The organism is Pseudomonas sp. KB-10 (assembly GCF_018221585.1).
In the GTDB taxonomy this organism is placed as follows: Bacteria; Pseudomonadota; Gammaproteobacteria; order Pseudomonadales; family Pseudomonadaceae; genus Aquipseudomonas; species Aquipseudomonas yangonensis.
This window is the reverse complement of record NZ_QYYB01000002.1, coordinates 140,145-161,039: the sequence shown is the minus strand read 5'-3', so window position 1 is coordinate 161,039 and position 20,895 is coordinate 140,145. Positions and strand designations below refer to the sequence as shown.

General features: G+C 60.8%; 21 protein-coding genes. All 21 read left to right on the top strand.

The window, feature by feature from the left end:
* Nucleotides 1-109 precede the first annotated feature (109 nt).
* The 21 genes from DXK50_RS25345 to fliM all read left to right on the top strand — a co-directional run bounded on the left by DXK50_RS25345 (nucleotide 110) and on the right by fliM (nucleotide 20,869).
* The gene (locus DXK50_RS25345) at nucleotides 110-1,618 is read left to right on the top strand and encodes a flagellin (protein ID WP_212629650.1); all 1,509 of its coding nucleotides are present in this window, start codon (nucleotides 110-112) and stop codon (nucleotides 1,616-1,618) included.
* Nucleotides 1,619-1,689: 71 nt separating this feature from the next.
* The gene (locus DXK50_RS05755; RefSeq protein WP_161865565.1) at nucleotides 1,690-2,091 is read left to right on the top strand and encodes a flagellar protein FlaG; all 402 of its coding nucleotides are present in this window, start codon (nucleotides 1,690-1,692) and stop codon (nucleotides 2,089-2,091) included.
* An 80-nt stretch (nucleotides 2,092-2,171) separates the two neighbouring features.
* Nucleotides 2,172-3,638 (top strand): flagellar filament capping protein FliD, encoded by a 1,467-nt coding sequence (gene fliD, locus DXK50_RS05750; RefSeq protein ID WP_212629649.1) that lies wholly within the window; start codon nucleotides 2,172-2,174, stop codon nucleotides 3,636-3,638.
* Nucleotides 3,639-3,641: 3 nt separating this feature from the next.
* On the top strand, nucleotides 3,642-4,034 hold the full coding sequence (gene fliS / locus DXK50_RS05745) for a flagellar export chaperone FliS (RefSeq protein WP_161865567.1): 393 nt from the start codon (nucleotides 3,642-3,644) through the stop codon (nucleotides 4,032-4,034).
* A 72-nt stretch (nucleotides 4,035-4,106) separates the two neighbouring features.
* Complete coding sequence (fliS, locus tag DXK50_RS05740; protein ID WP_161865568.1) at nucleotides 4,107-4,487, top strand: flagellar export chaperone FliS; 381 nt, start codon at nucleotides 4,107-4,109, stop codon at nucleotides 4,485-4,487.
* Between the two features lie 25 nt (nucleotides 4,488-4,512).
* Nucleotides 4,513-4,806 (top strand): flagellar protein FliT, encoded by a 294-nt coding sequence (fliT, locus tag DXK50_RS05735; protein WP_161865569.1) that lies wholly within the window; start codon nucleotides 4,513-4,515, stop codon nucleotides 4,804-4,806.
* A gap of 258 nt (nucleotides 4,807-5,064) precedes the next feature.
* Entirely contained in the window at nucleotides 5,065-6,540 is a 1,476-nt protein-coding gene (locus DXK50_RS05730; protein ID WP_161865570.1) for a sigma-54 dependent transcriptional regulator, read from the top strand.
* A 167-nt stretch (nucleotides 6,541-6,707) separates the two neighbouring features.
* Nucleotides 6,708-7,922 carry a sensor histidine kinase gene (locus tag DXK50_RS05725; protein WP_161865571.1) on the top strand — a complete coding sequence of 405 codons (1,215 nt, stop codon included), beginning with the start codon at nucleotides 6,708-6,710 and terminating at the stop codon, nucleotides 7,920-7,922.
* 3 nt (nucleotides 7,923-7,925) lie between these two features.
* A complete protein-coding gene (gene fleR / locus DXK50_RS05720; RefSeq protein ID WP_212629648.1) occupies nucleotides 7,926-9,341 on the top strand; it encodes a sigma-54-dependent response regulator transcription factor FleR in 1,416 nt (471 codons plus the stop codon).
* 214 nt (nucleotides 9,342-9,555) lie between these two features.
* Entirely contained in the window at nucleotides 9,556-9,885 is a 330-nt protein-coding gene (gene fliE, locus DXK50_RS05715; protein ID WP_212629647.1) for a flagellar hook-basal body complex protein FliE, read from the top strand.
* 10 nt (nucleotides 9,886-9,895) lie between these two features.
* Complete coding sequence (gene fliF / locus DXK50_RS05710; protein WP_161865574.1) at nucleotides 9,896-11,680, top strand: flagellar basal-body MS-ring/collar protein FliF; 1,785 nt, start codon at nucleotides 9,896-9,898, stop codon at nucleotides 11,678-11,680.
* A complete protein-coding gene (gene fliG / locus DXK50_RS05705; protein WP_024307703.1) occupies nucleotides 11,673-12,689 on the top strand; it encodes a flagellar motor switch protein FliG in 1,017 nt (338 codons plus the stop codon). The genes fliF and fliG overlap by 8 nt, the downstream gene beginning before the upstream one ends.
* Before the next feature lie 3 nt (nucleotides 12,690-12,692).
* Nucleotides 12,693-13,493: a flagellar assembly protein FliH gene (gene fliH, locus DXK50_RS05700; RefSeq protein ID WP_161865575.1), complete on the top strand. Its 801-nt coding sequence runs from the start codon at nucleotides 12,693-12,695 to the stop codon at nucleotides 13,491-13,493.
* Nucleotides 13,483-14,829, top strand: a complete 1,347-nt coding sequence (gene fliI, locus DXK50_RS05695; protein WP_161865576.1) for a flagellar protein export ATPase FliI — start codon at nucleotides 13,483-13,485, stop codon at nucleotides 14,827-14,829. The genes fliH and fliI overlap by 11 nt, the downstream gene beginning before the upstream one ends.
* Before the next feature lie 46 nt (nucleotides 14,830-14,875).
* Nucleotides 14,876-15,325, top strand: coding sequence for a flagellar export protein FliJ (gene fliJ / locus DXK50_RS05690; protein WP_021489636.1), 450 nt, complete (start codon nucleotides 14,876-14,878; stop codon nucleotides 15,323-15,325).
* Nucleotides 15,326-15,410: 85 nt separating this feature from the next.
* Entirely contained in the window at nucleotides 15,411-15,716 is a 306-nt protein-coding gene (locus tag DXK50_RS05685; RefSeq protein ID WP_161865577.1) for an STAS domain-containing protein, read from the top strand.
* A complete protein-coding gene (locus DXK50_RS05680; protein ID WP_161865578.1) occupies nucleotides 15,716-17,404 on the top strand; it encodes a fused response regulator/phosphatase in 1,689 nt (562 codons plus the stop codon). Before DXK50_RS05685 ends, DXK50_RS05680 begins: the two co-directional genes overlap by 1 nt.
* A gap of 30 nt (nucleotides 17,405-17,434) precedes the next feature.
* Entirely contained in the window at nucleotides 17,435-17,788 is a 354-nt protein-coding gene (locus tag DXK50_RS05675; RefSeq protein ID WP_161865579.1) for an Hpt domain-containing protein, read from the top strand.
* A gap of 66 nt (nucleotides 17,789-17,854) precedes the next feature.
* Entirely contained in the window at nucleotides 17,855-19,093 is a 1,239-nt protein-coding gene (locus tag DXK50_RS05670; protein WP_212629646.1) for a flagellar hook-length control protein FliK, read from the top strand.
* Between the two features lie 273 nt (nucleotides 19,094-19,366).
* A complete protein-coding gene (gene fliL, locus DXK50_RS05665) occupies nucleotides 19,367-19,885 on the top strand; it encodes a flagellar basal body-associated protein FliL (protein ID WP_212629645.1) in 519 nt (172 codons plus the stop codon).
* 12 nt (nucleotides 19,886-19,897) lie between these two features.
* Nucleotides 19,898-20,869 carry a flagellar motor switch protein FliM gene (fliM, locus tag DXK50_RS05660; RefSeq protein WP_161865582.1) on the top strand — a complete coding sequence of 324 codons (972 nt, stop codon included), beginning with the start codon at nucleotides 19,898-19,900 and terminating at the stop codon, nucleotides 20,867-20,869.
* Nucleotides 20,870-20,895: the final 26 nt, after the last annotated feature.

The following is a 20,895-nucleotide window of genomic DNA, read 5'->3' as shown; positions in this document are numbered from 1 at the left end:
GGAGGCGCCGATAAAGAGATCGAATGCGAACTCTCTGGGCGTCTGAGCATGCAGGCCCGAGCTCGCAAGCTCAGACAATCGGTACTCAAGGTCATCTGGAGGCAATACCATGGCCCTTACAGTCAACACTAACGTTGCGTCCCTCAACACTCAGCGTAACCTGAACAGCTCTTCCAAAGGCCTGGACACTTCCCTCCAGCGTCTTTCCACCGGTTATCGTATCAATAGCGCGAAGGACGATGCAGCAGGCCTGCAGATCTCCAACCGCCTGACCAGCCAGATCAACGGCCTGGGCGTTGCGACCCGCAACGCCAACGACGGTATCTCCCTGGCGCAGACCGCTGAAGGCGCTCTGCAGCAGTCCACAGGTATTCTGCAGCGTATGCGTGACCTGGCCCTGCAGTCGGCCAACGGTTCCAACGGTGCGACCGAACGTGCTGCACTGCAGTCCGAAGTGTCCCAGCTGCAACAGGAACTGAACCGCATTTCCGAAACCACCAGCTTCGGTGGCCGCAAGATCCTCGACGGTTCGTTCGGTTCTCAGAGCTTCCAGGTGGGTGCCAACGCCTATGAGACCATCAGCGTCTCCATCGGCTCGGCTGCGACTGATCGCATCGGCATCAACCGTGTCACCACTTCCGGTGGTGGTGCTGGCAGCATCGCCAGTGGTGCCAGTGGTGCAGCCGCTTATGGTACTTCTGCCTACTCCGACACTTCGTTCCAGATCGCTTCCAAGTTCACCGCAGGTGCATCCGGTGGTGTGGTCGACATTAGCGGTCCGGCCAGTGGCGCCGCAGCCAGTGAAATCGCTCGCGCTGTCAATGCCAAGAGTGACGAGACTGGTGTGACCGCCAATGCCCGTACTGTTGCGGAGTTGGGCACCATTTCTGCGAGTGGCACTATTTCCTTCGAGCTGTATGGTGCTAACAGCACTACCAAGGATACCGATAAAGCAGTCATTTCTGCGGTAGTGACCGATACCAAGGATCTGGGCGCCCTTGCTGACGCCATCAACAAGGAGACCGGTAAGACGGGTATCTCCGCCATCTCCAAGGGTGACAAGATCGAACTGGTTAACTCGCGCGGTGATGCCATCGCGATCAAGAACTACCAGGGCGGTAGCGGTGCGACTGCAAGCCTGCAGACCAAGAACTTTGCTGGTGACGAGAACGTTGGTAGCTCCGGCAGCATCACGGCAGGTGGCGGTGCTCGTGCTGACGGCCAGGTTCAACTGGAAGCGGCTGATGCCTTTGAAGTGCGCGGCATGAGTGCCGGCCTGGGTGAGGACAAGTTTAGTACCCTGGACTCGGTTCGTGACATCGATATCAGCACCGCCGGTGGCGCGCAGACCGCTCTGGGTATCATCAACGGCGCGATCTCCAATATCGATAGTCAGCGCGCTCAGCTTGGTGCGGTGCAGAATCGCTTCGAGAACACCATCTCGAATCTGCAGAGCATCAGTGAGAACTCCTCGGCCGCCCGCAGCCGAATTCAGGACACTGACTTCGCTACCGAGACTGCGAACCTGACCAAGAACCAGATCCTGCAGCAGGCAGGTACTGCGATCCTGGCCCAGGCCAACCAGCTGCCGCAGGCCGTGCTCAGCCTGCTGGGCTAAGGTAAAGGCGCTAGACTGCGGGGGGAAGGGCTTGGCTCTTTCCCCCGTTACCTCATTGTGAGGAGAAATGTATGGACGTTGGTTCGGTTAAGCTCCCTGTACTTCCTGCGCTTGGCCGCGATGGCAGCGTATCTGGTGCTGTCGATGTCCGCCAGAAATCCACCGCTGCTGGCGATGCCGGCGCTGCTAAGGATGTGGACGAGGCTGCACAGCCTGGTGCAAGCACCGTCCAGCCTGCTCAGGGTGTGAGTCGCAAGCAGGTCGAGGATGCGGTTGCGACTATTCAGGAGTTCGTTCAAAGCGTTCGACGCAGCATTAACTTTGCCGTAGACGACGGTTCTGGCCGGGTCGTGGTAAAGGTAACGGACGCTGGATCAGGTGATGTGATTCGACAAATTCCATCAGAAGAAGCGCTCAAGCTGGCAGAGAACCTGTCGGAGGTGCGTAGTCTACTGTTCAAGGCTGAGGCATAAGCAGTAAACCTTGGCATGAGTTTTGATTGATACTCGTCCCGATGATGAGTGACGTCGAATGTTTGACGAGGTAGCACAACATGGCCGGTATTACAGGAATAAACTCGGGACTCAACATTGACGAGATCGTCAAGTCTCTGGTCAATGCTGAAAAAGCGCCGAAGGCCAATCAGCTCGACAATCTCGAGAAAGCTACCACTACCCGGATTTCGGCGATCGGCACGCTTACTGGAGCGATCAACACCTTCAAAAGCGCCGTTGACTCCTTGAACAAGGCCTCTCTCTTCGAATCGCGCACGGCCAGCACGTCCAGTAGCAGCGTGGTAAAAGCCTCGGCGACATCCACGGCTCCAGCCGGTAGCTACAGCTTGCAAGTGCAGCAGCTGGCATCCAGCAGCAAGGTAGCGCTGCAGTCCGTATCTGGTGGCACTGGCGCTAAGTTTAGTGGTGGTATCCTGGAGATTTCTGCCGGTTCGACGAGTATCAATGTCGAAGTCACGGAGGCCAACAATACTCTGGCCGGGATACGCGACTCGATCAATGAGGCCGGTAAGAGCAGTGGTATCAGCGCAACCATTATTACAGACGACTCAGGTTCTCGCTTGGTATTGAGTTCGACCAAGACAGGGCAGGGTAATGACGTAAAGGTGACGGTGCCGCCACCTTCAGGTGATGAAGTAGCAGGCGATAACCAGCTTTCCGTGCTGGCTTTCACCGCCGCCGATGATCCTGATAATACCGGCGCCTATCTAAAGCCAGATTCGACCTCCGGTGCGGGTGGGGTCATTACTCAAGCTAAGTCTGCCAAATTGACCATCGACGGTCTGCAATTGGTTCGGAACAACAATCGTATCGAGGACGCCCTTGAAGGTGTAACGCTTGATCTGCTTGCTGCCCAAAGCTCCAGCGATCTGGCCGATGGCAAGACCATTAATCTTACCGTGGGCGTCGACAAAGGCACTGTAAAAAGCAGCCTTCAAAAGTTCGTCGATGCCTACAATGCGCTAATCTCCACTACCTCGCAGCTGACGGCTTTCGTCCCGGTGGATGGTTCCAAGCCTGTAACGGGGCCTCTGTTCGGTGATACATCCGTACGTAGCCTTATCTCAGGAATGCGTAACGAATTGGTGAGTGCATCTGGGCAAGGCGGCATTCAAGCGCTTGCGGAGTTGGGTATCACCACCGCAAAGGACGGCAAACTGTCCCTGGACGACACTAAGCTAACTGCTGCGCTAGATAAGAACTTCGACGAGGTAGGGGCTTATCTGACTGGGAACGGCGGTTTGATGGGGCGCCTGTCGAGTTTTACCTCCTCGTACGTTGCTACTGATGGGGTGCTCAAGCAGCGTAACGATGCGCTACAAGCCACCAAGCAGGATGTCGACAAGCAGCGCAAGGCGTTGGACGTGCGTGTCGAGAGTCTGCAAAAGCGTCTTTATTCGCAATTCAATGCCATGGATTCTCTGGTCGGGCAGCTCAAGCAAACCAGCAATAGCCTGAGCAGCATGCTCGCCAACCTGCCCGGCTTCGTCAGAAAGGATAAGTAATTCATGAGCAAAAACCCGATCGATGCCTACAAGCAGGTCAAAACCAGCCAAGAGGTGTCCCCTTATCGTACGGTGCAGCTGTTGCTCGAAGGCGCCTTGCAACGTGTGATGCTGGCCAAGCAAGCGCTCGCTGAAGGCGATACCGAGATTCGTGGCATGGCCGTAGGCAGTACCATCACCATTTTGGGTGTGCTGCAGGCTGCTCTGGACAAAGAACTTGGCGGAGAGATCGCCGAGAATCTGGATGCGCTCTATGACTACATGACTCGCCGTCTGGCAGGTGTAGCGCTGGATGAAACGCCTCGTACATTGGACGAAGTTCAGGCCCTGCTGACCGATATCAAGACCGCCTGGGATGCGATCGGCCCTGAGGTCGAGCCAGCGACGGCAGGGTGATTTTTCGCTAAAGGTTCAGTCGCGTTCGCCGATACGCTAAGTATCAAGCCTATCGTTAGAGCGAGAGCGATTATGAATGCAATGGCGGCCCTCAGGCAGTATCAAACCGTCAACAACCAAGCCCAGGCTGCAGAGGCTAGCCCTCATCGTCTGATTCAGATGTTGATGGAGGGCGGCTTGTCTCGCATCGCTCAGGCGCGTGGCGCCATGGAGCGCGAGCAGACTGCGCTGAAAGGCGAGCTGATCGGCAAGAGCATTGCCATCATCGCCGGTTTGCGGGAGAGTCTGGATCATCAGCAGGGTGGTGAGCTGGCTGGTAACCTGGACAGTCTGTATGAATACATGATCGCCCGTTTGACCGAGGCCAACGTCAGCAATGAGCCCGAACTTCTCGAAGAAGTATCGATGCTGCTGCGTAACATCAAACAGGGTTGGGATGCCATCGCTCAGTAATGAGCTGGCATCGGAGGAGAAGCGAATGAGTTCATCCGTCCAGCATCTGCAAGCCACCGGGTCGGCCCTGCGTGATGCGTTGGCCAATCAGGACTGGGCCGCGATTGGCGCGCTCGATGTGCAATGCCGTATGGCAGTCGAAGCAGCCATGGTCGATAGTCGCGAAGAGGAAGACCTGCGCAGCGGCTTGGAAAACCTCCTCGCACTCTACCGTGAGCTGGTCACCGTTTGTCAGGCCGAGCAGCAGCGTCTGGCCAGTGAGCTGGTGCAGCTCAATCAATCCCACCAGGGCGCCAAGGTCTATCAGCTTTTCGGCTAATTCTCCGCGTTTACCGAGTTTAACCAGCAGGTTCGACTCGGTTTCCTCTCGTTGCGCTTTCTGTTTTTCTCTCCTTTCATCGATTGCTGATTACTTGGCTTTGCAAGCGGCTGCTTGGGTGATGCTTACAAGGAGCAAAAAAGTACGCCATAAAATTGACTGGCTTCAATTTTTTGACTTTACTAGTGGCAAGTTGCCGGTGTGCGCCGAAGAACTGGCGTGCAATTTCCCTTACTCCTCGGGTCAGACAAGCACAAGATGTGGCGTGAAACCAAAATCCTGTTGATCGACGACAATGCCGCGCGCCGCCATGAGCTGGCGATCATTCTGAGCTTTCTCGGGGAAGAGCATCTGGCCTGCACCAGTCAGAACTGGCGCAGTGCGGTCGCCGAGCTGGGGGCCAGTCGCGAAGTGCTCAGCGTCTTGCTGGGCGATGTCGAGGCCAAGGGCGGCGCGCTGGAGCTGACCAAGCAGATCGCCGGCTGGGATGAGTTTCTGCCGCTATTGACGATCGGCGAATTCAGCTTCGCCGAGTGGCCGGAAGACCTGCGTAGGCGGGTGCTGGCCAGCCTGGAAACCCCGCTCAGCTACAACAAACTGCTCGACTCCCTGCATCGTGCCCAGGTCTATCGTGAAATGTACGACCAGGCCCGTGACCGGGGCCGTCAGCGCGAGCCCAACCTGTTTCGCAGCCTGGTAGGCACCAGTCGCGCCATCCAGCAAGTCAGGCAAATGATGCAGCAGGTGGCCGATACCGAGGCCAGCGTGTTGATTCTCGGTGAGTCCGGAACCGGCAAGGAAGTGGTCGCGCGCAACCTGCACTATCACTCCAAGCGCCGTGAAGCGCCGTTCGTACCGGTCAACTGTGGTGCCATTCCTGCCGAATTGCTGGAGAGCGAGCTGTTTGGGCATGAGAAAGGCGCGTTCACCGGCGCCATCACCAGTCGGGCAGGGCGCTTCGAGCTGGCCAATGGCGGCACGCTGTTCCTCGACGAGATCGGTGACATGCCGCTGCCGATGCAGGTCAAGCTGTTGCGTGTGCTGCAGGAGCGAACCTTCGAGCGCGTTGGCAGCAACAAGACCCAGACGGCTGATGTGCGCATCATCGCTGCCACGCACAAGAACCTGGAGAAGATGATCGAGGACGGCAGCTTCCGCGAGGATCTGTACTACCGCCTAAATGTCTTCCCGATCGAAATGGCGCCGCTGCGCGAGCGCATCGAAGACATCCCGCTGCTGATGAACGAGCTGATCTCGCGCATGGAGCACGAAAAGCGCGGCTCCATACGCTTCAATTCCGCCGCTATCATGTCGCTGTGCCGCCATGACTGGGCAGGCAACGTGCGCGAGCTAGCCAATCTGGTGGAGCGTATGGCAATCATGCATCCCTATGGCGTGATCGGCGTTGGCGAACTGCCGAAGAAATTCCGTCATGTCGACGATGAAGATGAGCAGCTTGCAGCCAGCCTGCGTGACGAGATGGAAGAGCGCGCGGCGATCATGGCCGGCCTGCCGGGCCTGGATACGCCGGCGATGCTGCCGCCGGAAGGTCTGGATCTGAAGGACTACCTTGGCAACCTGGAGCAAGGGCTGATCCAGCAAGCGCTGGACGATGCTGGTGGCGTGGTGGCCCGTGCGGCCGAACGCCTGCGTATTCGGCGTACCACCTTGGTGGAGAAAATGCGCAAGTACGGTATGAGTCGCCGCGAAGAGGACGGCCAAGAGGAGGATTGATCCCTCTGGCGCAGGCTAGATAGCAGAACGAAAGCCGGAGCTTTGACGCAAGCTCCGGCTTCGTTTTTTCAAGTGATTGAAAAATAACAATAAAAAAGTAGGCACGCGGATTGCTAAAGCTCTTGTATCCGACCGTCTTCTGACGGTGCGTCGTACGAGAGAAGCAGATGGAAGCCAACCGTCGTCCTACCGAGTCAGCCGAGCCAAGCCTTGCTGCGCCGCTCGAACAAGCCAGTCGTGCAGGACTGGAGCAGGCCTTTGCCCTGTTCAATCAGATGTCCAGCCAGCTCAGCGAGTCGTACAGCCTGCTCGAGGCACGAGTCAATGAGCTGAAGGGGCAGCTGGCGCTGGTCAGCGCTCAGCGTATGCAGGAGTTGGCCGAGAAGGAACGTCTGGCGCATCGCTTGCAGAGCCTGCTGGATCTGCTGCCCGGTGGCGTGATCGTCATCGATGGTCAGGGTGTCGTACGTGAAGCCAACCCCGTGGCCCGCGCATTGCTGGGCCAGCCGCTGGTGGGCATGCTCTGGCGCCAGGTGATCGCTCGCAATTTCGCGCCGCGTGAAGATGACGGCCACGAAATCTCCATGCGCGATGGACGTCGGTTATCCATCGCGACCCGTTCCCTGCATGGGGAGCCAGGGCAGTTGGTACTGCTGACGGACCTGACGGAAACCCGTCGCCTGCAGGATCAGCTATCTCGTCATGAGCGTCTCTCGGCGCTGGGGCGAATGGTGGCTTCGCTCGCGCATCAGATTCGCACACCACTCTCCGCTGCTTTGCTCTATGCCAGCCATCTCAACGAGCAGGTTCTGCCAGCCGAACAGCAGCAGCGTTTCGCTGGGCGCTTGAAGGAGCGTCTGCACGAGCTGGAGAACCAGGTACGCGACATGCTGATCTTCGCCCGTGGAGAGCTGCCATTGCCGGATCGTCTGGCGCCGTCGGCCCTGTTCGATGCGCTGCGTGCGGCTGCCGACGCGCATGTCGGTGGCATGGCCGTGCGCTGGCAGTGCGATGTGCGCGACGGTGAGTTGTTGTGCAATCGCGACACACTGGTCGGCACCGTGCTCAACCTGATCGACAATGCCATCCAGGCGGCTGGCCGCGAGGCGCGTCTGAAGATTCATCTGTATCGCCGCGAAAACCAATTGCGCCTGTGCGTCAGTGACGACGGGCCGGGGATGACTCAGGAAACCCTGGCGCGTCTGGGCGAACCCTTCTTTACCACCAAGACCACCGGAACCGGCCTCGGCCTGGCCGTGGTCAAGGCTGTGGCGCGTGCTCATCAGGGCCAACTGCTGCTGCAATCACGTGCAGGTCGTGGCACCTGCGCCATCGTTTCTCTACCGCTGCTCGATGCAGCGCCTCACTCGAATCAGGAGTAACCCATGGCTGCCAAAGTCCTGCTGGTTGAAGACGATCGCGCACTGCGCGAAGCCCTGGCCGACACCCTGTGCCTGGGCGGGTATGATTATCGGGCGGTTGATTGTGCCGAAGCGGCCTTGGTCGCGCTGACCGAGGAGCCCTTCGGCCTGGTGGTGAGTGACGTCAATATGCCGGGTATGGATGGGCATCAGTTGTTGGCGCAGATTCGCAGCCGCTACCCGCAACTGCCGGTACTGTTGATGACGGCGTTCGGCGCCGTGGAGCGCGCGGTGGATGCCATTCGCCAGGGTGCGGCCGATTATCTGGTCAAGCCGTTCGAGCCGCGCACGCTACTGGAGTTGGTGGCCAAGCACGCACTGGGCAAAATGACCGCCGGTGACCGTGACGGCCCTGTAGCGCTCGAACCGGCCAGCGTGCAGCTGCTGGAGCTGGCGTCGCGCGTGGCGCAGAGCGATTCGACGGTGATGATCACAGGTGAGTCCGGGACTGGTAAGGAAGTATTAGCGCGCTATATCCACCAGCAGTCGCCACGTGCAGCCGGCCCATTCATCGCCATCAACTGTGCGGCGATTCCCGACAACATGCTCGAGGCCACGCTGTTCGGCCATGAGAAGGGGGCTTTCACCGGTGCTGTCACTGCGCAGCCCGGCAAGTTCGAGCTGGCCGATGGCGGCACCATTCTGCTCGATGAAATTTCCGAAATGCCGCTGGGCTTGCAGGCCAAGTTGCTGCGTGTGCTGCAGGAACGTGAGGTGGAGCGGGTCGGGGCACGCAAGCCTATCAATCTGGATATTCGCGTTCTGGCGACCAGCAACCGTGATCTGGCCAGCGAAGTGGCGGCTGGCCGTTTCCGAGAGGATCTTTACTATCGCCTGTCGGTTTTTCCGTTGGCGTGGTGTCCTCTGCGTGAGCGACCTGCCGATATCCTGCCGCTGGCCGAGCGGCTGCTGGCCAAGCACGTCAAAAAAATGAATCAGGCGCCGGTACGTTTGTCCGAGTCGGCTGCACAAAGCCTGGTCCAGCATCAATGGCCGGGCAATGTGCGTGAATTGGACAACGCCATTCAGCGTGCCTTGATTCTGCAGCAGGGCGGGGTGATTCAGGCGCAGGATCTGTGCCTGCATGCACCCATCGGGCAAACGGTGCAGAGCGCTGCCCCGCGTCTGGCGGTCGTGCCCAGCGTTGCGCCACCGGTGGCGCACCCGGTTGAGTCGCCGAATGTGGTGGACTCCGGTGCACTGGGCGAGGATCTTCGCCGTCGCGAGTTTCAGGTCATCATCGACACCCTGCGTGCCGAGCGTGGTCGGCGCAAGGAAGCTGCGGAGCGCCTGGGTATCAGCCCGCGCACCCTGCGCTACAAGCTGGCGCAGATGCGCGATGCCGGTATGGATGTCGAGGCATATCTTTACGCCAGCTAATCTGGCCTTGTCCAAATTCTGCCTTCAAGGGCGAGCCAGGCGCTTTCTTAAGCGTCTGGTTTGCCTCTTCGCTTTTACCGTCCATTCGCTCGACTTCAGGGCGCTTCTGCCTGTCGTCTGAGTCTTGCCATCTTTTCCTGCGCTGTTGGCACCCTTGTTGCTAATACCCCTGCATAGCGCCGCTAGTGTCAAAAAGCGGGCAGTGGAGGAAGTCATGAGCCAAGGTGTCGAATTCAATCGCTTGATGCTGGAAATGCGTTCCATGCAGGCTGAGGCCATGTCGCGCCAGAAACCTGTTGCGAGCGAGCCGGTACAAGGGGTGCCGAGTTTCTCGGAAATGCTCGGCCAGGCGGTGAACAAGGTCAACGAGACTCAGCAGGCATCCAGTAAGCTCGCCACTGCCTTCGAGATGGGCCAGAGTGGGGTTGATCTGACCGACGTGATGATCGCCTCGCAGAAAGCCGGCGTATCCTTTCAAGCCATGACCCAAGTGCGTAACAAGCTGGTCCAGGCGTATCAAGACATCATGCAGATGCCGGTCTGAGGGTTGATTCATGGCTGAGGCAGCAGTAGCAAACGTACCGGCCAAGGCCGAAGCGGGGGAGCCGAAGAAGCCCCTGCTGGGTCTTAGCTTCCTGGAAAATCTCGCCGAAATGTCGGTGTTGCGTCAGCTCGGCCTGCTGGTCGGCCTGGCGGCCAGCGTGGCCATCGGCTTTGCCGTTGTGCTCTGGTCGCAGCAGCCGGATTACCGTCCGCTCTATGGCAGCCTCAACGGTATGGACGCTACCCAGGTGGTCGAGACCCTGACCGCTTCCGGTATCGATTACACCATCGAACCCAACTCCGGTGCGCTGCTGGTCAAGGCGGACGACCTGGCGCGCGCGCGTATGCGCCTGGCTGCTGCCGGCGTGGCGCCGACCGACAACAGTGTGGGTTTCGAAATTCTCGACCGCGAGCAGGGGCTGGGCACCAGCCAGTTCATGGAGGCGACCCGTTATCGCCGTGGCCTCGAGGGCGAACTGGCGCGCACGGTTGCCAGCCTCAACAATGTCAAGGCGGCACGCGTGCATCTGGCCATGCCCAAAGCGTCGGTTTTCGTGCGTGACGAGCGCAAGCCGTCCGCCTCGGTTCTGGTCGAGCTCTATCCCGGGCGCGCGCTGGAGCCGAGTCAGGTCATGGCGATCGTCAATCTGGTGGCTACCAGCGTGCCCGAGTTGGACAAGGGCCAGGTCACCGTCGTCGATCAGAAGGGCAACCTGCTTTCCGATCAGCAGGAGCTCTCCGAGCTGACCATGGCTGGCAAGCAGTTCGACTACACGCGGCGCATGGAGAGCCTGTTCACCCAGCGCGTGCACAACATCCTGCAGCCGGTGCTGGGCAACGGTCGCTACAAGGCGGAAGTTTCGGCTGACGTTGATTTCAGCTCGGTCGAGTCCACCTCCGAGATGTTCAACCCGGATCAGCCGGCGCTGCGCAGCGAGCAGCAGGTCAACGAGCAGCGTCAGAGCAGCCTGCCGCCGCAGGGCGTGCCGGGCGCGCTGTCGAATCAACCGCCAGGTCCGGCTGCCGCTCCCGAGCAGGCCGCTGGCGCCGCCGCACCGGCTGGTCCGGTTGCCGCGGGCCAGCCGCTGGTCGATGCCAATGGCCAGCAGATCATGGACCCGGTTACCGGTCAGCCGATGCTGGCGCCGTACCCGGCGGACAAGCGCGAACAGTCCACGCGTAACTTCGAGCTGGATCGCTCCATCAGCTATACCCGCCAGCAACAGGGGCGCCTGCGTCGCCTGTCGGTGGCGGTGGTGGTGGATGACCAGGTGCGGGTCGATCCGGCTACCGGTGAGACCACTCGCGTGCCGTGGACAGCCGATGACCTGGCGCGCTTCACCCGCCTGGTACAGGACTCGGTGGGCTTCGATGCCAGCCGTGGCGATAGCGTCAGCGTGATCAACACGGCCTTCAACGCGTCGCAGGGCGAGGAAATTCCTGATATTCCGTTCTACACCCAGCCCTGGTTCTGGGACATCGTCAAGCAGGTGCTCGGCGTGCTGTTCATCCTGGTGCTGGTGTTCGGCGTGTTGCGGCCGGTGCTCAACAACATCACCGGCGGCGGCAAGGGCAAGGAACTGGCAGGCGCCGGCGATGTGGAGCTTGGCGAAATGGCCGGTCTGGATGGCGAGCTGTCCGATGATCGTGTCAGCCTCGGTGGGCCGCAGAGCATCATGTTGCCAAGCCCCAGTGAGGGGTATGATGCGCAACTGAACGCAATCAAGAGTCTGGTGGCGGAAGATCCTGGCCGCGTAGCCCAGGTCGTCAAAGAGTGGATCAACGCAGATGAGTGACAATCGTACCGCTACCAAGCTGACCAAGGTCGACAAGGCGGCGATTCTGCTGCTTTCGCTGGGCGAGACCGACGCTGCGCAGGTGCTGCGTCACCTCGGGCCGAAAGAAGTGCAGCGCGTCGGCGTCGCCATGGCCGGCATGCGCAACATCCACCGCGAGCAGGTCGAGCAGGTGATGAGCGAGTTCGTCGAGATCGTCGGCGACCAGACCAGCCTGGGCGTCGGTTCCGACGGCTACATCCGCAAGATGCTCACCGCAGCGCTGGGCGAAGACAAGGCCGGCAACCTCATCGACCGCATCCTCCTTGGCGGCAGCACCAGTGGTCTGGACAGCCTGAAGTGGATGGAACCACGGGCCGTTGCCGATGTGATTCGCTATGAGCACCCGCAGATTCAGGCCATCGTCGTCGCCTATCTCGACCCGGATCAGGCCGGCGAGGTGCTCAGCCATTTCGATCACAAGGTGCGTCTGGACATCATTCTGCGCGTGTCGTCGCTGAATACCGTGCAGCCGTCTGCGCTCAAGGAACTCAACCAGATTCTCGAGAAGCAATTCTCCGGCAGTGCCAACACCACGCGCGCCACCATGGGCGGTGTCAAGCGGGCGGCGGACATCATGAACTTCCTCGACAGCTCGGTGGAAGGTCAGCTGATGGATTCCATTCGCGAGGTGGACGAAGACCTGTCGACGCAGATCGAAGACCTAATGTTCGTTTTCGACAACCTGGCCGATGTCGACGACCGCGGCATTCAGGCGCTGATGCGCGAGGTCTCGTCCGAGGTGCTGGTGCTGGCGCTCAAGGGCGCCGACGATGCGATCAAGGACAAGGTGTTCAAGAACATGTCCAAGCGCGCGGCCGAGCTGCTGCGCGACGACCTGGAAGCCAAGGGGCCGGTACGGGTCAGCGATGTGGAAGCGGCGCAGAAGGAAATTCTCACCATCGCCCGGCGCATGGCCGAGGCCGGAGAGATCGTGCTCGGCGGCAAGGGTGGCGAGGAGATGGTCTAAACCATGGCAGCCAAGGAGCCTGAGAGCGAGCTGATTCGCGCCAAGGATCTGGGCACCGTCGACCGCTGGGCTTTGCCCAGCTTTGACGCGCCGGGAGAGGAACCGGTCGAGGTTGATGTCCCGGCCGACGAGCCAGCGCCCTCAGCTGCCGAAGCCGAAGCCCAGGACACCGGGCAGGTGGAAGAGGTCGCCATCGAGGATGTCAAACCGCTGACGCTCGATGAGCTCGAAGCCATCCGCCAGGACGCCTACAACGAAGGCTTCGCCACCGGCGAGAAGGACGGCTTTCATGCTGGCCAGATCAAGGCCAAGCAGGAGGCCGACGCCGCCCTGGCGCTCAAGATAGGCAGTCTGGAAAAACTCATGACGCAACTGCTCGATCCGATTGCCGAACAGGATCAGCAGATGGAAGTGGCCATGGTGCGTCTGGTCAGCCATATGGTGCGCGAGGTGATTCAGCGTGAGCTGAGCACCGATTCCAGCCAGATTCGTCAGGTTCTGCGCGAGGCGCTCAAGCTGCTACCTATGGGGGCGGACAACGTGCGCATCCAGGTCAACCCGCAAGACTTCGAAACGATCAAGGCGCTGCGTGAGCGTCATGAGGAAAGCTGGCGCATCCTGGAAGATGACAGCCTGCTGCCTGGCGGTTGCCGTATCGAGTCGGAACACAGCCAGATCGACGCCAGCGTCGAGACACGTATGGCGCAGGCGCTCAAGCAACTGTTCGAGCAACAGCGTGCGCAAAGCACCCAACCGCCGGAGGCTGACATCAACCTGGATCTGGATAGCGACGATGCGTCTTGACCGCGTGAGCTTCGCCCGACGCCTGGAGGGCTACAGCGATGCGATCAGCCTACCCAGCCAACCCATACTCGAAGGCCGTCTTTTGCGCATGGTCGGTCTTACGCTGGAGGCTGAAGGTCTGCGTGCGGCGGTTGGCAGCCGTTGTCTGGTGATCAACGACGACAGCTACCACCCGGTTCAGGTCGAAGCCGAGGTGATGGGCTTTTCCGGAGGCAAGATCTATCTGATGCCGGTGGGCAGCCTTGCCGGCATCGCGCCGGGCGCGCGCGTGGTGCCTTTGCCGGATGCCGGGCGCCTGCCCATGGGCATGACCATGCTTGGCCGGGTGCTCGATGGCGCCGGACGTGCGCTGGATGGCAAGGGCGGCATGAAAGCCGAAGATTGGGTGCCGATGGACGGCCCGACCATCAACCCGCTCAACCGTGATCCCATCAGCCAGCCGCTGGACGTCGGCATTCGTTCGATCAACGGCCTGCTCACCGTTGGGCGTGGCCAGCGCCTCGGCCTGTTCGCCGGTACCGGTGTCGGCAAGTCGGTGCTGTTGGGCATGATGACGCGCTTCACGGAGGCCGAGATCATCGTCGTCGGGCTGATCGGCGAGCGGGGGCGGGAGGTCAAGGAGTTCATCGACGAGATTCTCGGCGAAGAGGGGCTCAAGCGCTCCGTCGTCGTGGCCTCGCCGGCCGATGATGCACCGCTGATGCGGCTGCGCGCTGCGCAGTACTGCACGCGTATCGCCGAATATTTCCGCGACAAGGGTAAGAACGTCCTGCTGCTGATGGACTCGCTCACGCGCTATGCCCAGGCCCAGCGTGAAATCGCTCTGGCCATCGGTGAGCCGCCGGCCACCAAAGGTTATCCGCCTTCGGTGTTCGCCAAGTTGCCCAAGCTGGTCGAGCGTGCCGGCAATGCCGAGGCTGGCGGTGGTTCGATCACCGCGTTCTATACCGTATTGAGCGAGGGCGATGATCAGCAGGATCCGATCGCCGACGCCGCGCGCGGGGTGCTCGATGGGCACTTCGTTCTGTCTCGCCGTCTGGCGGAGGAGGGCCACTACCCGGCGATCGATATCGAGTCCTCGATCAGTCGCGTCATGCCGCAAGTGGTGCCAGCGGAGCAGCTCAGACAGGCGCAGCGTTTCAAACAGCTGTGGTCGCGCTACCAGCAGAGTCGCGATCTGATCAGTGTCGGCGCCTATGTTCCGGGGGGCGATGCGGACACAGACCTTGCCATCGCGCGCCAGCCGGCGATGGCTCAGTACCTGCGTCAGCGGCTGGACGAAAGCGTGGGCATGCCGCAGAGCCGTGAACAATTGGCCGCCGTGCTGGGGCAGTGATGGTGTGGACGATGTATTTGCTCGATATCAGTGAGGCTGCACGGCGATGAGTCTCAGTCGCGCCAAGCGCCTGCAGCCGGTTGTCGAGATGGCAGAAAAAGCCGAGCGCGAGGCCGCCCGACAACTGGGGCATTGCCAGGGGCTAGTCGGCCAGGCCGAGGCGAAACTGGGGGAGCTGGAGCGCTTTCGTGGCGATTACCAGCAGCAGTGGATCAGCGAGGGCAGCAAGGGCGTTTCCGGCCAGTGGCTGATGAACTATCAGCGCTTTTTGTCGCAGCTAGAGACTGCGGTTGGTCAGCAGCAGCAAAGTCTGGAGTGGCATCGTGCCAACCTGGAGAAGGTGCGTGCCGTGTGGCAGCAGCGCTACGCGCGCCTCGAGGGCCTGCGCAAACTGGTCCAGCGCTATATCGACGAAGCGCGTCTGGCTGAAGACAAGCGCGAGCAGAAACTGCTCGACGAACTGGCGCAGCGGCTGATTGATCGCGGCGAACCCTGATTAGAAGTTGTTTCGGCGCCTGTCAGATGCTACACCTTCAGTCGTGAACCGCCCTATCTGGCAAAGTCTCGACAAAGGAGTAGACATGGCCATCACCTCGCAACCGTCGGCGGACGGGCAAGAGCTGACCATCGTGATTCGAGGACGCTTCGACTTCGCCTCCCACCAGGAATTTCGTGACGCCTACGAGCGCGTCAACGTGACGCCTAGGCGTTATCAGGTCGATCTGCGCGACACCAGCTATCTGGATAGCTCGGCACTGGGCATGCTGCTGCTCTTGCGTGATCACGCGGGCGGCGATTCGGCGCAGATTCGCCTGCTCAACTGCAGCAGCGACGTGCGCAAGATTCTCGCCATTTCCAATTTCGAGCAGCTGTTCCAGATCAGTTGATGCCTGATCGTCTCGCGATCCTGATCGCCGAGGACAACGCCGCGGATCGCATGCTGTTGTCCACCATCGTCAGTCGCCAGGGCCATCGGGTCCTGACAGCGAGCAATGGTCTGGAAGCGGTCGCTCTGTTCGAGCAGGAGCGCCCGCATCTGGTCCTGATGGATGCGCTGATGCCGGTAATGGATGGCTTCGAGGCTGCGCGACGAATCAAGGAGCAGGCCGGCGAGGCGCTGGTGCCAATCATCTTTCTCACCTCGCTTACCGAGGGGGAGGCGCTTGTGCGCTGCCTGGAGGCAGGTGGTGACGACTTTCTCGCCAAGCCCTACAACCGGGTGATTCTCGAAGCCAAGATCGGTGCGATGGATCGCCTGCGCCGTCTGCACGACACGGTGTTGCGCCAGCGCGACCTGATTGCCCGGCACAACGAGCACCTGCTGCGCGAGCAGCGCGTAGCCAAGGCAGTATTCGACAAGGTGGCGCATTCCGGCTGCCTGGACGCGCCGAACATCCGCTATATGCAATCGCCTTATGCGCTGTTCAACGGTGACTTGCTGCTGGCGGCCTACAAGCCTTCCGGCGGCATGCACGTGATGCTCGGTGACTTCACCGGCCATGGCCTGCCGGCGGCGATTGGCGCCATGCCACTGGCCGAAGTGTTCTACGGCATGACGGCCAAGGGCCACTCCCTGGCCGAAATCCTTCGCGAGATCAACGCCAAGCTCAAGCGCATCCTGCCGGTGGGCGTTTTCTGCTGCGCCACCGTGCTCAACATCAGCAGCAAGCGCGGTCTGCTCGAGGTGTGGAATGGTGGCTTGCCGGATGGCTATCTGCTGCATGCCGATGGCCGTCCGCGTCAGCCGCTGGTGTCACGCCACTTGCCGCTTGGCATCCTTGATCCCGCAGCGTTCAGTGATCGTTGCGAGGTTTATCCGCTGTCGCCGGGAGATCGCATCTTTCTGCTCAGCGATGGTGTGCTTGAAGCCAGTGATCAGCAGGGGCAGCTGTTCGGTGAGGACCGCCTGCTCAGGCTGTTGGACGCCAATCGTCAGCCGCAGGCCTTGTTCGAGGAGATCCAGCAGGCGCTGGTGGCGTTTCGCGGCGAGCAGCAGGACGATGTCAGTCTGGTCCAGGTGGGGCTCGCTGAGGACGAGGAGCGTCCGCGGCCGCTGGCCTTTGCCGACAGCGGGCAGAGTAGCGTGATGGACTGGTCGGCCAGTTTCGAGTTTCGCGCGCTGAGTCTGCGCCATTTCAACCCCTTGCCGTTCCTGTTGCAGCTGCTGCTGGATGTGCAGGCGCTGCGCCCGCGTGGTGGAGAGCTGTATACGGTGCTTGCCGAGCTTTATTCCAATGCGCTGGAGCATGGTGTGATGGGCTTGGATTCCTCGCTCAAGCAGGATGCGAGCGGTTTTGCCGAGTACTACCGGGAGCGGCGTCTGCGCCTGGCCTCATTGCAGGACGGCTATGTGCGCTTTCACCTGCAGATGCTGCCAACGGGAAATGGCGGTCGTCTTGTTGTCGGGGTGGAGGACAGCGGGCCCGGTTTCGATCCAGCCAGGATCATGGCGACTCGAGACAATGCGCTCTGCGGGCGTGGTCTGGCACTGGTTCGGGAGTTGAGCGACGGCTTTGCTTGCGGTCCCGACGGACGGGGCGTCAGCGTGGAGTTTTGTTGGTCCGCTGAGGCATAATCCGGGCCTTGATGTTCAGGGAGTGACCCGGTGTCCGATATTCATCTCGACGATGCCGTCCTGGCGGCGCTACAGGACGTCATGGAAGACGAATACCCGATTCTGCTCGATACCTTCGTTGCCGATTCCGAGGAGCGTTTGCGCCTGCTGCATCAGGCGCTGGCCGAGGGTGATGCGCAGGGCTTGCGTCTGGCTGCGCACAGCTTCAAGGGCAGTTGCAGCAACATGGGCGCGATCATATTGGCCGGCCTGTGCAAGGAGCTCGAGGATGCCGGTCGGCGCGAGGCATTGGAACCGGCTCCGGCACTGATCGAGCAGATCGAGCGCGAGTTCGCCATTGTGCGCATCCTGTTCAAGTCCGAGCGGCAGCGCTACCGAGCCTGACTGCCTTCACGAGTTGGCCCGTCCTTTGCTCTGATCCCGTCACGACCCATCAGACGGAGAGCGTCCATGTCCGCGTTGCCCGATATTCGCCTGCAGGCTGCGCCTGAGGTGAAGAGCAAAGCGAAGCAGCCGGCCAAAGCGCCGGAACCCAGCAAGAACGGTGCTTCCAGCTTTGCCGAGGTATATGCCAAGGAGCGTCAGGCCAAGCCTGGCGAGCGCGCAGGCAGTACCGATAAATCCAGCCAGGAGCAGAGTTCTGCGCCAGCCTCAGGGGAGCCTGATACCGCTTCGACTGCCGCATCAACTGCCGCCGAACAGCCTGCGGTTGCCGCCCCCGGCAATTCCTTGCCGACCCAGGAGGGCGCTGAAGAAGAGCTCGACCCGCTACTGGCAATGGCGTTGAGCGGTATTCAGGCTCAGGCGCCGGAGGCTCCGGTAGCCGAGGAGTCACCGGATGTGCCGGCTTTGGTGATCACCGGCGCCAATCTTGGCGTCACTGAGCAGGCCGAGCCGGTGCTGGAGGATGACAGCCTCGATTCGCTGGCGCTACTCAAGCAGCCAGCTGAAGAGGCAAGCAAGGCCCAGGCTCCGCAGGATGCTGCGATCAAAAGCGCCAGGGTCGCCACCAGTACCGATTTCGCTGCTGCCATGGCGGCGATGGGCAAGGGCGAGGAGTCCGTCGAGAACACCGAAGAGCCGACGCTGGACCTGCCATTGGAAAGCCTGGCAAAGGACGCGCTGGAGAGCCTCAAGGACAGCGTTCAGCCCAATCGTCCGGATCAGTTCGTCAGTAAGCTCAATGCGCTGACCCAGGCGCTCAATCATCAGGCCGGTGCTGCGCAACGTCTGCCATTGGTACCGGGGCAGCCGGTGGCGATGCAGCAGGGCGGCTGGAGCGAGGCGGTGGTCGATCGCGTCATGTGGTTGTCGAGCCAGAACCTCAAGTCGGCTGAAATACAGCTCGACCCGGCCGAGCTGGGGCGCCTCGAGGTGCGCGTGAACCTGTCTCAGGATCAGGCCCAGGTGACCTTCGCCAGCCCCAATGCCGGTGTGCGGGAGGCGCTGGAGGGGCAGATGCACAGGCTGCGTGAGCTGTTCGCCCAGCAGGGCATGAACCTGGCCGATGCCAATGTTTCCGACCAGTCGCTCAACCGCGGCTGGCAGGGGCAGGGCGAGGGTGGCCGTGGTGGGTCCGGTTCGCGAGATGGCCTGCTCGCCGGCGAGGAGCTGCAGGGCGGTGCCCAGCACGAGGTGCGTAGCGAGCGGTCAAGCACGGGACGCGGCCTGGTCGACTACTATGCGTGAAGGCCTCTTGCCAACGTTCCAGGTTGCCTCCAGAGGTGATGGGTAGCGCTGCATCGCACGAGGCAATCGCCGACGATCGGTATTCCTCCGCTAGACTTGCATTTGCCCGAGTGGCCGAAAGGCGCTCGGGCGAATGCATTTTGGGTGACAGCAAGCGATTGGGGCTGTTAAATCCGCAGCCCAGAGTTAGACAAGCCTGCTCATATGCTGGCATAACACTTGCTCTTAACCTTTTGAATGCCGAAACAACCTAGGCACTGACGGAATATTGGCATGGCTAAGAAACAAGCGGCACCGGCTGCCGATGGGCAACCTGCAGGCAAGAGCAAGCTCAAACTCATCATCCTGATCGTGGTGGGACTGCTTTTGGCCGTCGGCCTTTCCGTTGGCGGTACCTGGTTCATTCTCAGCAAGGGCGACAAGCATGAGGAGGCCAAGCCGGCAGAAGCTGCAGCTGCCGCTCCTGTTCGTCAGCCGGCCACTTACCAGGACCTGATGCCAGCCTTCGTGGTCAATTTCAATCACCAGAACCGCACCCGCTATCTGCAGGTGAGCATGGCCCTGATGAGCCGGGATGCCGCCGGCATGGAGAAGCTCAAGGTGCATATGCCGGTACTGCGCAACCGTCTGGTGATGCTGCTCTCCGGTCAGGATTTCGCAGCGCTGCAAACGCCGCTGGGTAAGGAGATGCTCCTGCAGCAGGCGCTGGCCAGTGTGCAGGAGCTGGCGCAGAAGGAAACCGGCAGCACTGTGGTCGAGCAGGTGCTGTTCACCAATTTCGTGTTGCAGTAGCGGGAGCCGAACATGGCCGTGCAAGACCTGCTTTCCCAGGACGAGATCGATGCGCTGCTGCATGGCGTCGATGACGGCCTGGTGGAAACCGAGGACGCTGCGGAGCCGGGTAGCGTCAAACAGTACGACCTGACCAGTCAGGATCGTATCGTCCGTGGGCGCATGCCGACCCTGGAAATGATCAACGAGCGTTTCGCCCGTTACACGCGCATCAGCATGTTCAATCTGCTGCGCCGCTCAGCCGATGTCGCCGTCGGTGGCGTACAGGTGATGAAGTTCGGCGAATACGTGCATTCGCTCTATGTACCCACCAGTCTCAACCTGGTGAAGATGAAGCCGTTGCGCGGCACCGGCCTGTTCATCCTCGATGCCAAGCTGGTGTTCAAGCTGGTGGACAACTTCTTCGGCGGTGACGGTCGTCACGCCAAGATCGAGGGCCGCGAGTTCACCCCTACCGAACTGCGCGTGGTGCGCATGGTGCTCGATCAGGCCTTCGTCGACCTGCGTGAGGCCTGGCACGCGGTCATGGACATCAACTTCGAGTACGTAAACTCCGAGGTCAACCCGGCGTTGGCCAACATCGTCAGCCCCAGTGAGGTGGTGGTGGTGTCCACTTTCCACATCGAGTTGGACGGCGGTGGTGGAGACCTGCACATCACTATTCCGTATTCGATGATCGAGCCGATCCGCGAGATGCTCGATGCCGGTTTCCAGTCCGATGTCGACGATCAGGACGAGCGCTGGATCAAGGCTTTGCGCGAAGACATTCTCGATGTCAGCGTACCGCTGGCCGCCACCGTGGCACGCCGTCAGTTGAAGCTGCGCGATATCCTGCACATGCAGCCGGGTGACGTGATCCCGGTGGAGCTGCCGGAGAACGTGATCATGCGCGCCAATGGCGTGCCGACCTTCAAGGTCAAGCTGGGAGCGCACAAGGGCAATCTGGCCCTGCAGGTTTTGGAACCAATCGAGCGCCAGCGCTGAGGCGCTGGAGCTCTGTAGGGTCGGCA

Coding starts and splice junctions, on each gene's coding strand:
- DXK50_RS25345 (WP_212629650.1), top strand. CDS start 110: ATGGCCCTTACAGTCAACACTAACGTTGCGTCCCTCAACACTCAGCGT.
- DXK50_RS05755 (WP_161865565.1), top strand. CDS start 1,690: ATGGACGTTGGTTCGGTTAAGCTCCCTGTACTTCCTGCGCTTGGCCGC.
- fliD (WP_212629649.1), top strand. CDS start 2,172: ATGGCCGGTATTACAGGAATAAACTCGGGACTCAACATTGACGAGATC.
- fliS (WP_161865567.1), top strand. CDS start 3,642: ATGAGCAAAAACCCGATCGATGCCTACAAGCAGGTCAAAACCAGCCAA.
- fliS (WP_161865568.1), top strand. CDS start 4,107: ATGAATGCAATGGCGGCCCTCAGGCAGTATCAAACCGTCAACAACCAA.
- fliT (WP_161865569.1), top strand. CDS start 4,513: ATGAGTTCATCCGTCCAGCATCTGCAAGCCACCGGGTCGGCCCTGCGT.
- DXK50_RS05730 (WP_161865570.1), top strand. CDS start 5,065: ATGTGGCGTGAAACCAAAATCCTGTTGATCGACGACAATGCCGCGCGC.
- DXK50_RS05725 (WP_161865571.1), top strand. CDS start 6,708: ATGGAAGCCAACCGTCGTCCTACCGAGTCAGCCGAGCCAAGCCTTGCT.
- fleR (WP_212629648.1), top strand. CDS start 7,926: ATGGCTGCCAAAGTCCTGCTGGTTGAAGACGATCGCGCACTGCGCGAA.
- fliE (WP_212629647.1), top strand. CDS start 9,556: ATGAGCCAAGGTGTCGAATTCAATCGCTTGATGCTGGAAATGCGTTCC.
- fliF (WP_161865574.1), top strand. CDS start 9,896: ATGGCTGAGGCAGCAGTAGCAAACGTACCGGCCAAGGCCGAAGCGGGG.
- fliG (WP_024307703.1), top strand. CDS start 11,673: ATGAGTGACAATCGTACCGCTACCAAGCTGACCAAGGTCGACAAGGCG.
- fliH (WP_161865575.1), top strand. CDS start 12,693: ATGGCAGCCAAGGAGCCTGAGAGCGAGCTGATTCGCGCCAAGGATCTG.
- fliI (WP_161865576.1), top strand. CDS start 13,483: ATGCGTCTTGACCGCGTGAGCTTCGCCCGACGCCTGGAGGGCTACAGC.
- fliJ (WP_021489636.1), top strand. CDS start 14,876: ATGAGTCTCAGTCGCGCCAAGCGCCTGCAGCCGGTTGTCGAGATGGCA.
- DXK50_RS05685 (WP_161865577.1), top strand. CDS start 15,411: ATGGCCATCACCTCGCAACCGTCGGCGGACGGGCAAGAGCTGACCATC.
- DXK50_RS05680 (WP_161865578.1), top strand. CDS start 15,716: ATGCCTGATCGTCTCGCGATCCTGATCGCCGAGGACAACGCCGCGGAT.
- DXK50_RS05670 (WP_212629646.1), top strand. CDS start 17,855: ATGTCCGCGTTGCCCGATATTCGCCTGCAGGCTGCGCCTGAGGTGAAG.
- fliL (WP_212629645.1), top strand. CDS start 19,367: ATGGCTAAGAAACAAGCGGCACCGGCTGCCGATGGGCAACCTGCAGGC.
- fliM (WP_161865582.1), top strand. CDS start 19,898: ATGGCCGTGCAAGACCTGCTTTCCCAGGACGAGATCGATGCGCTGCTG.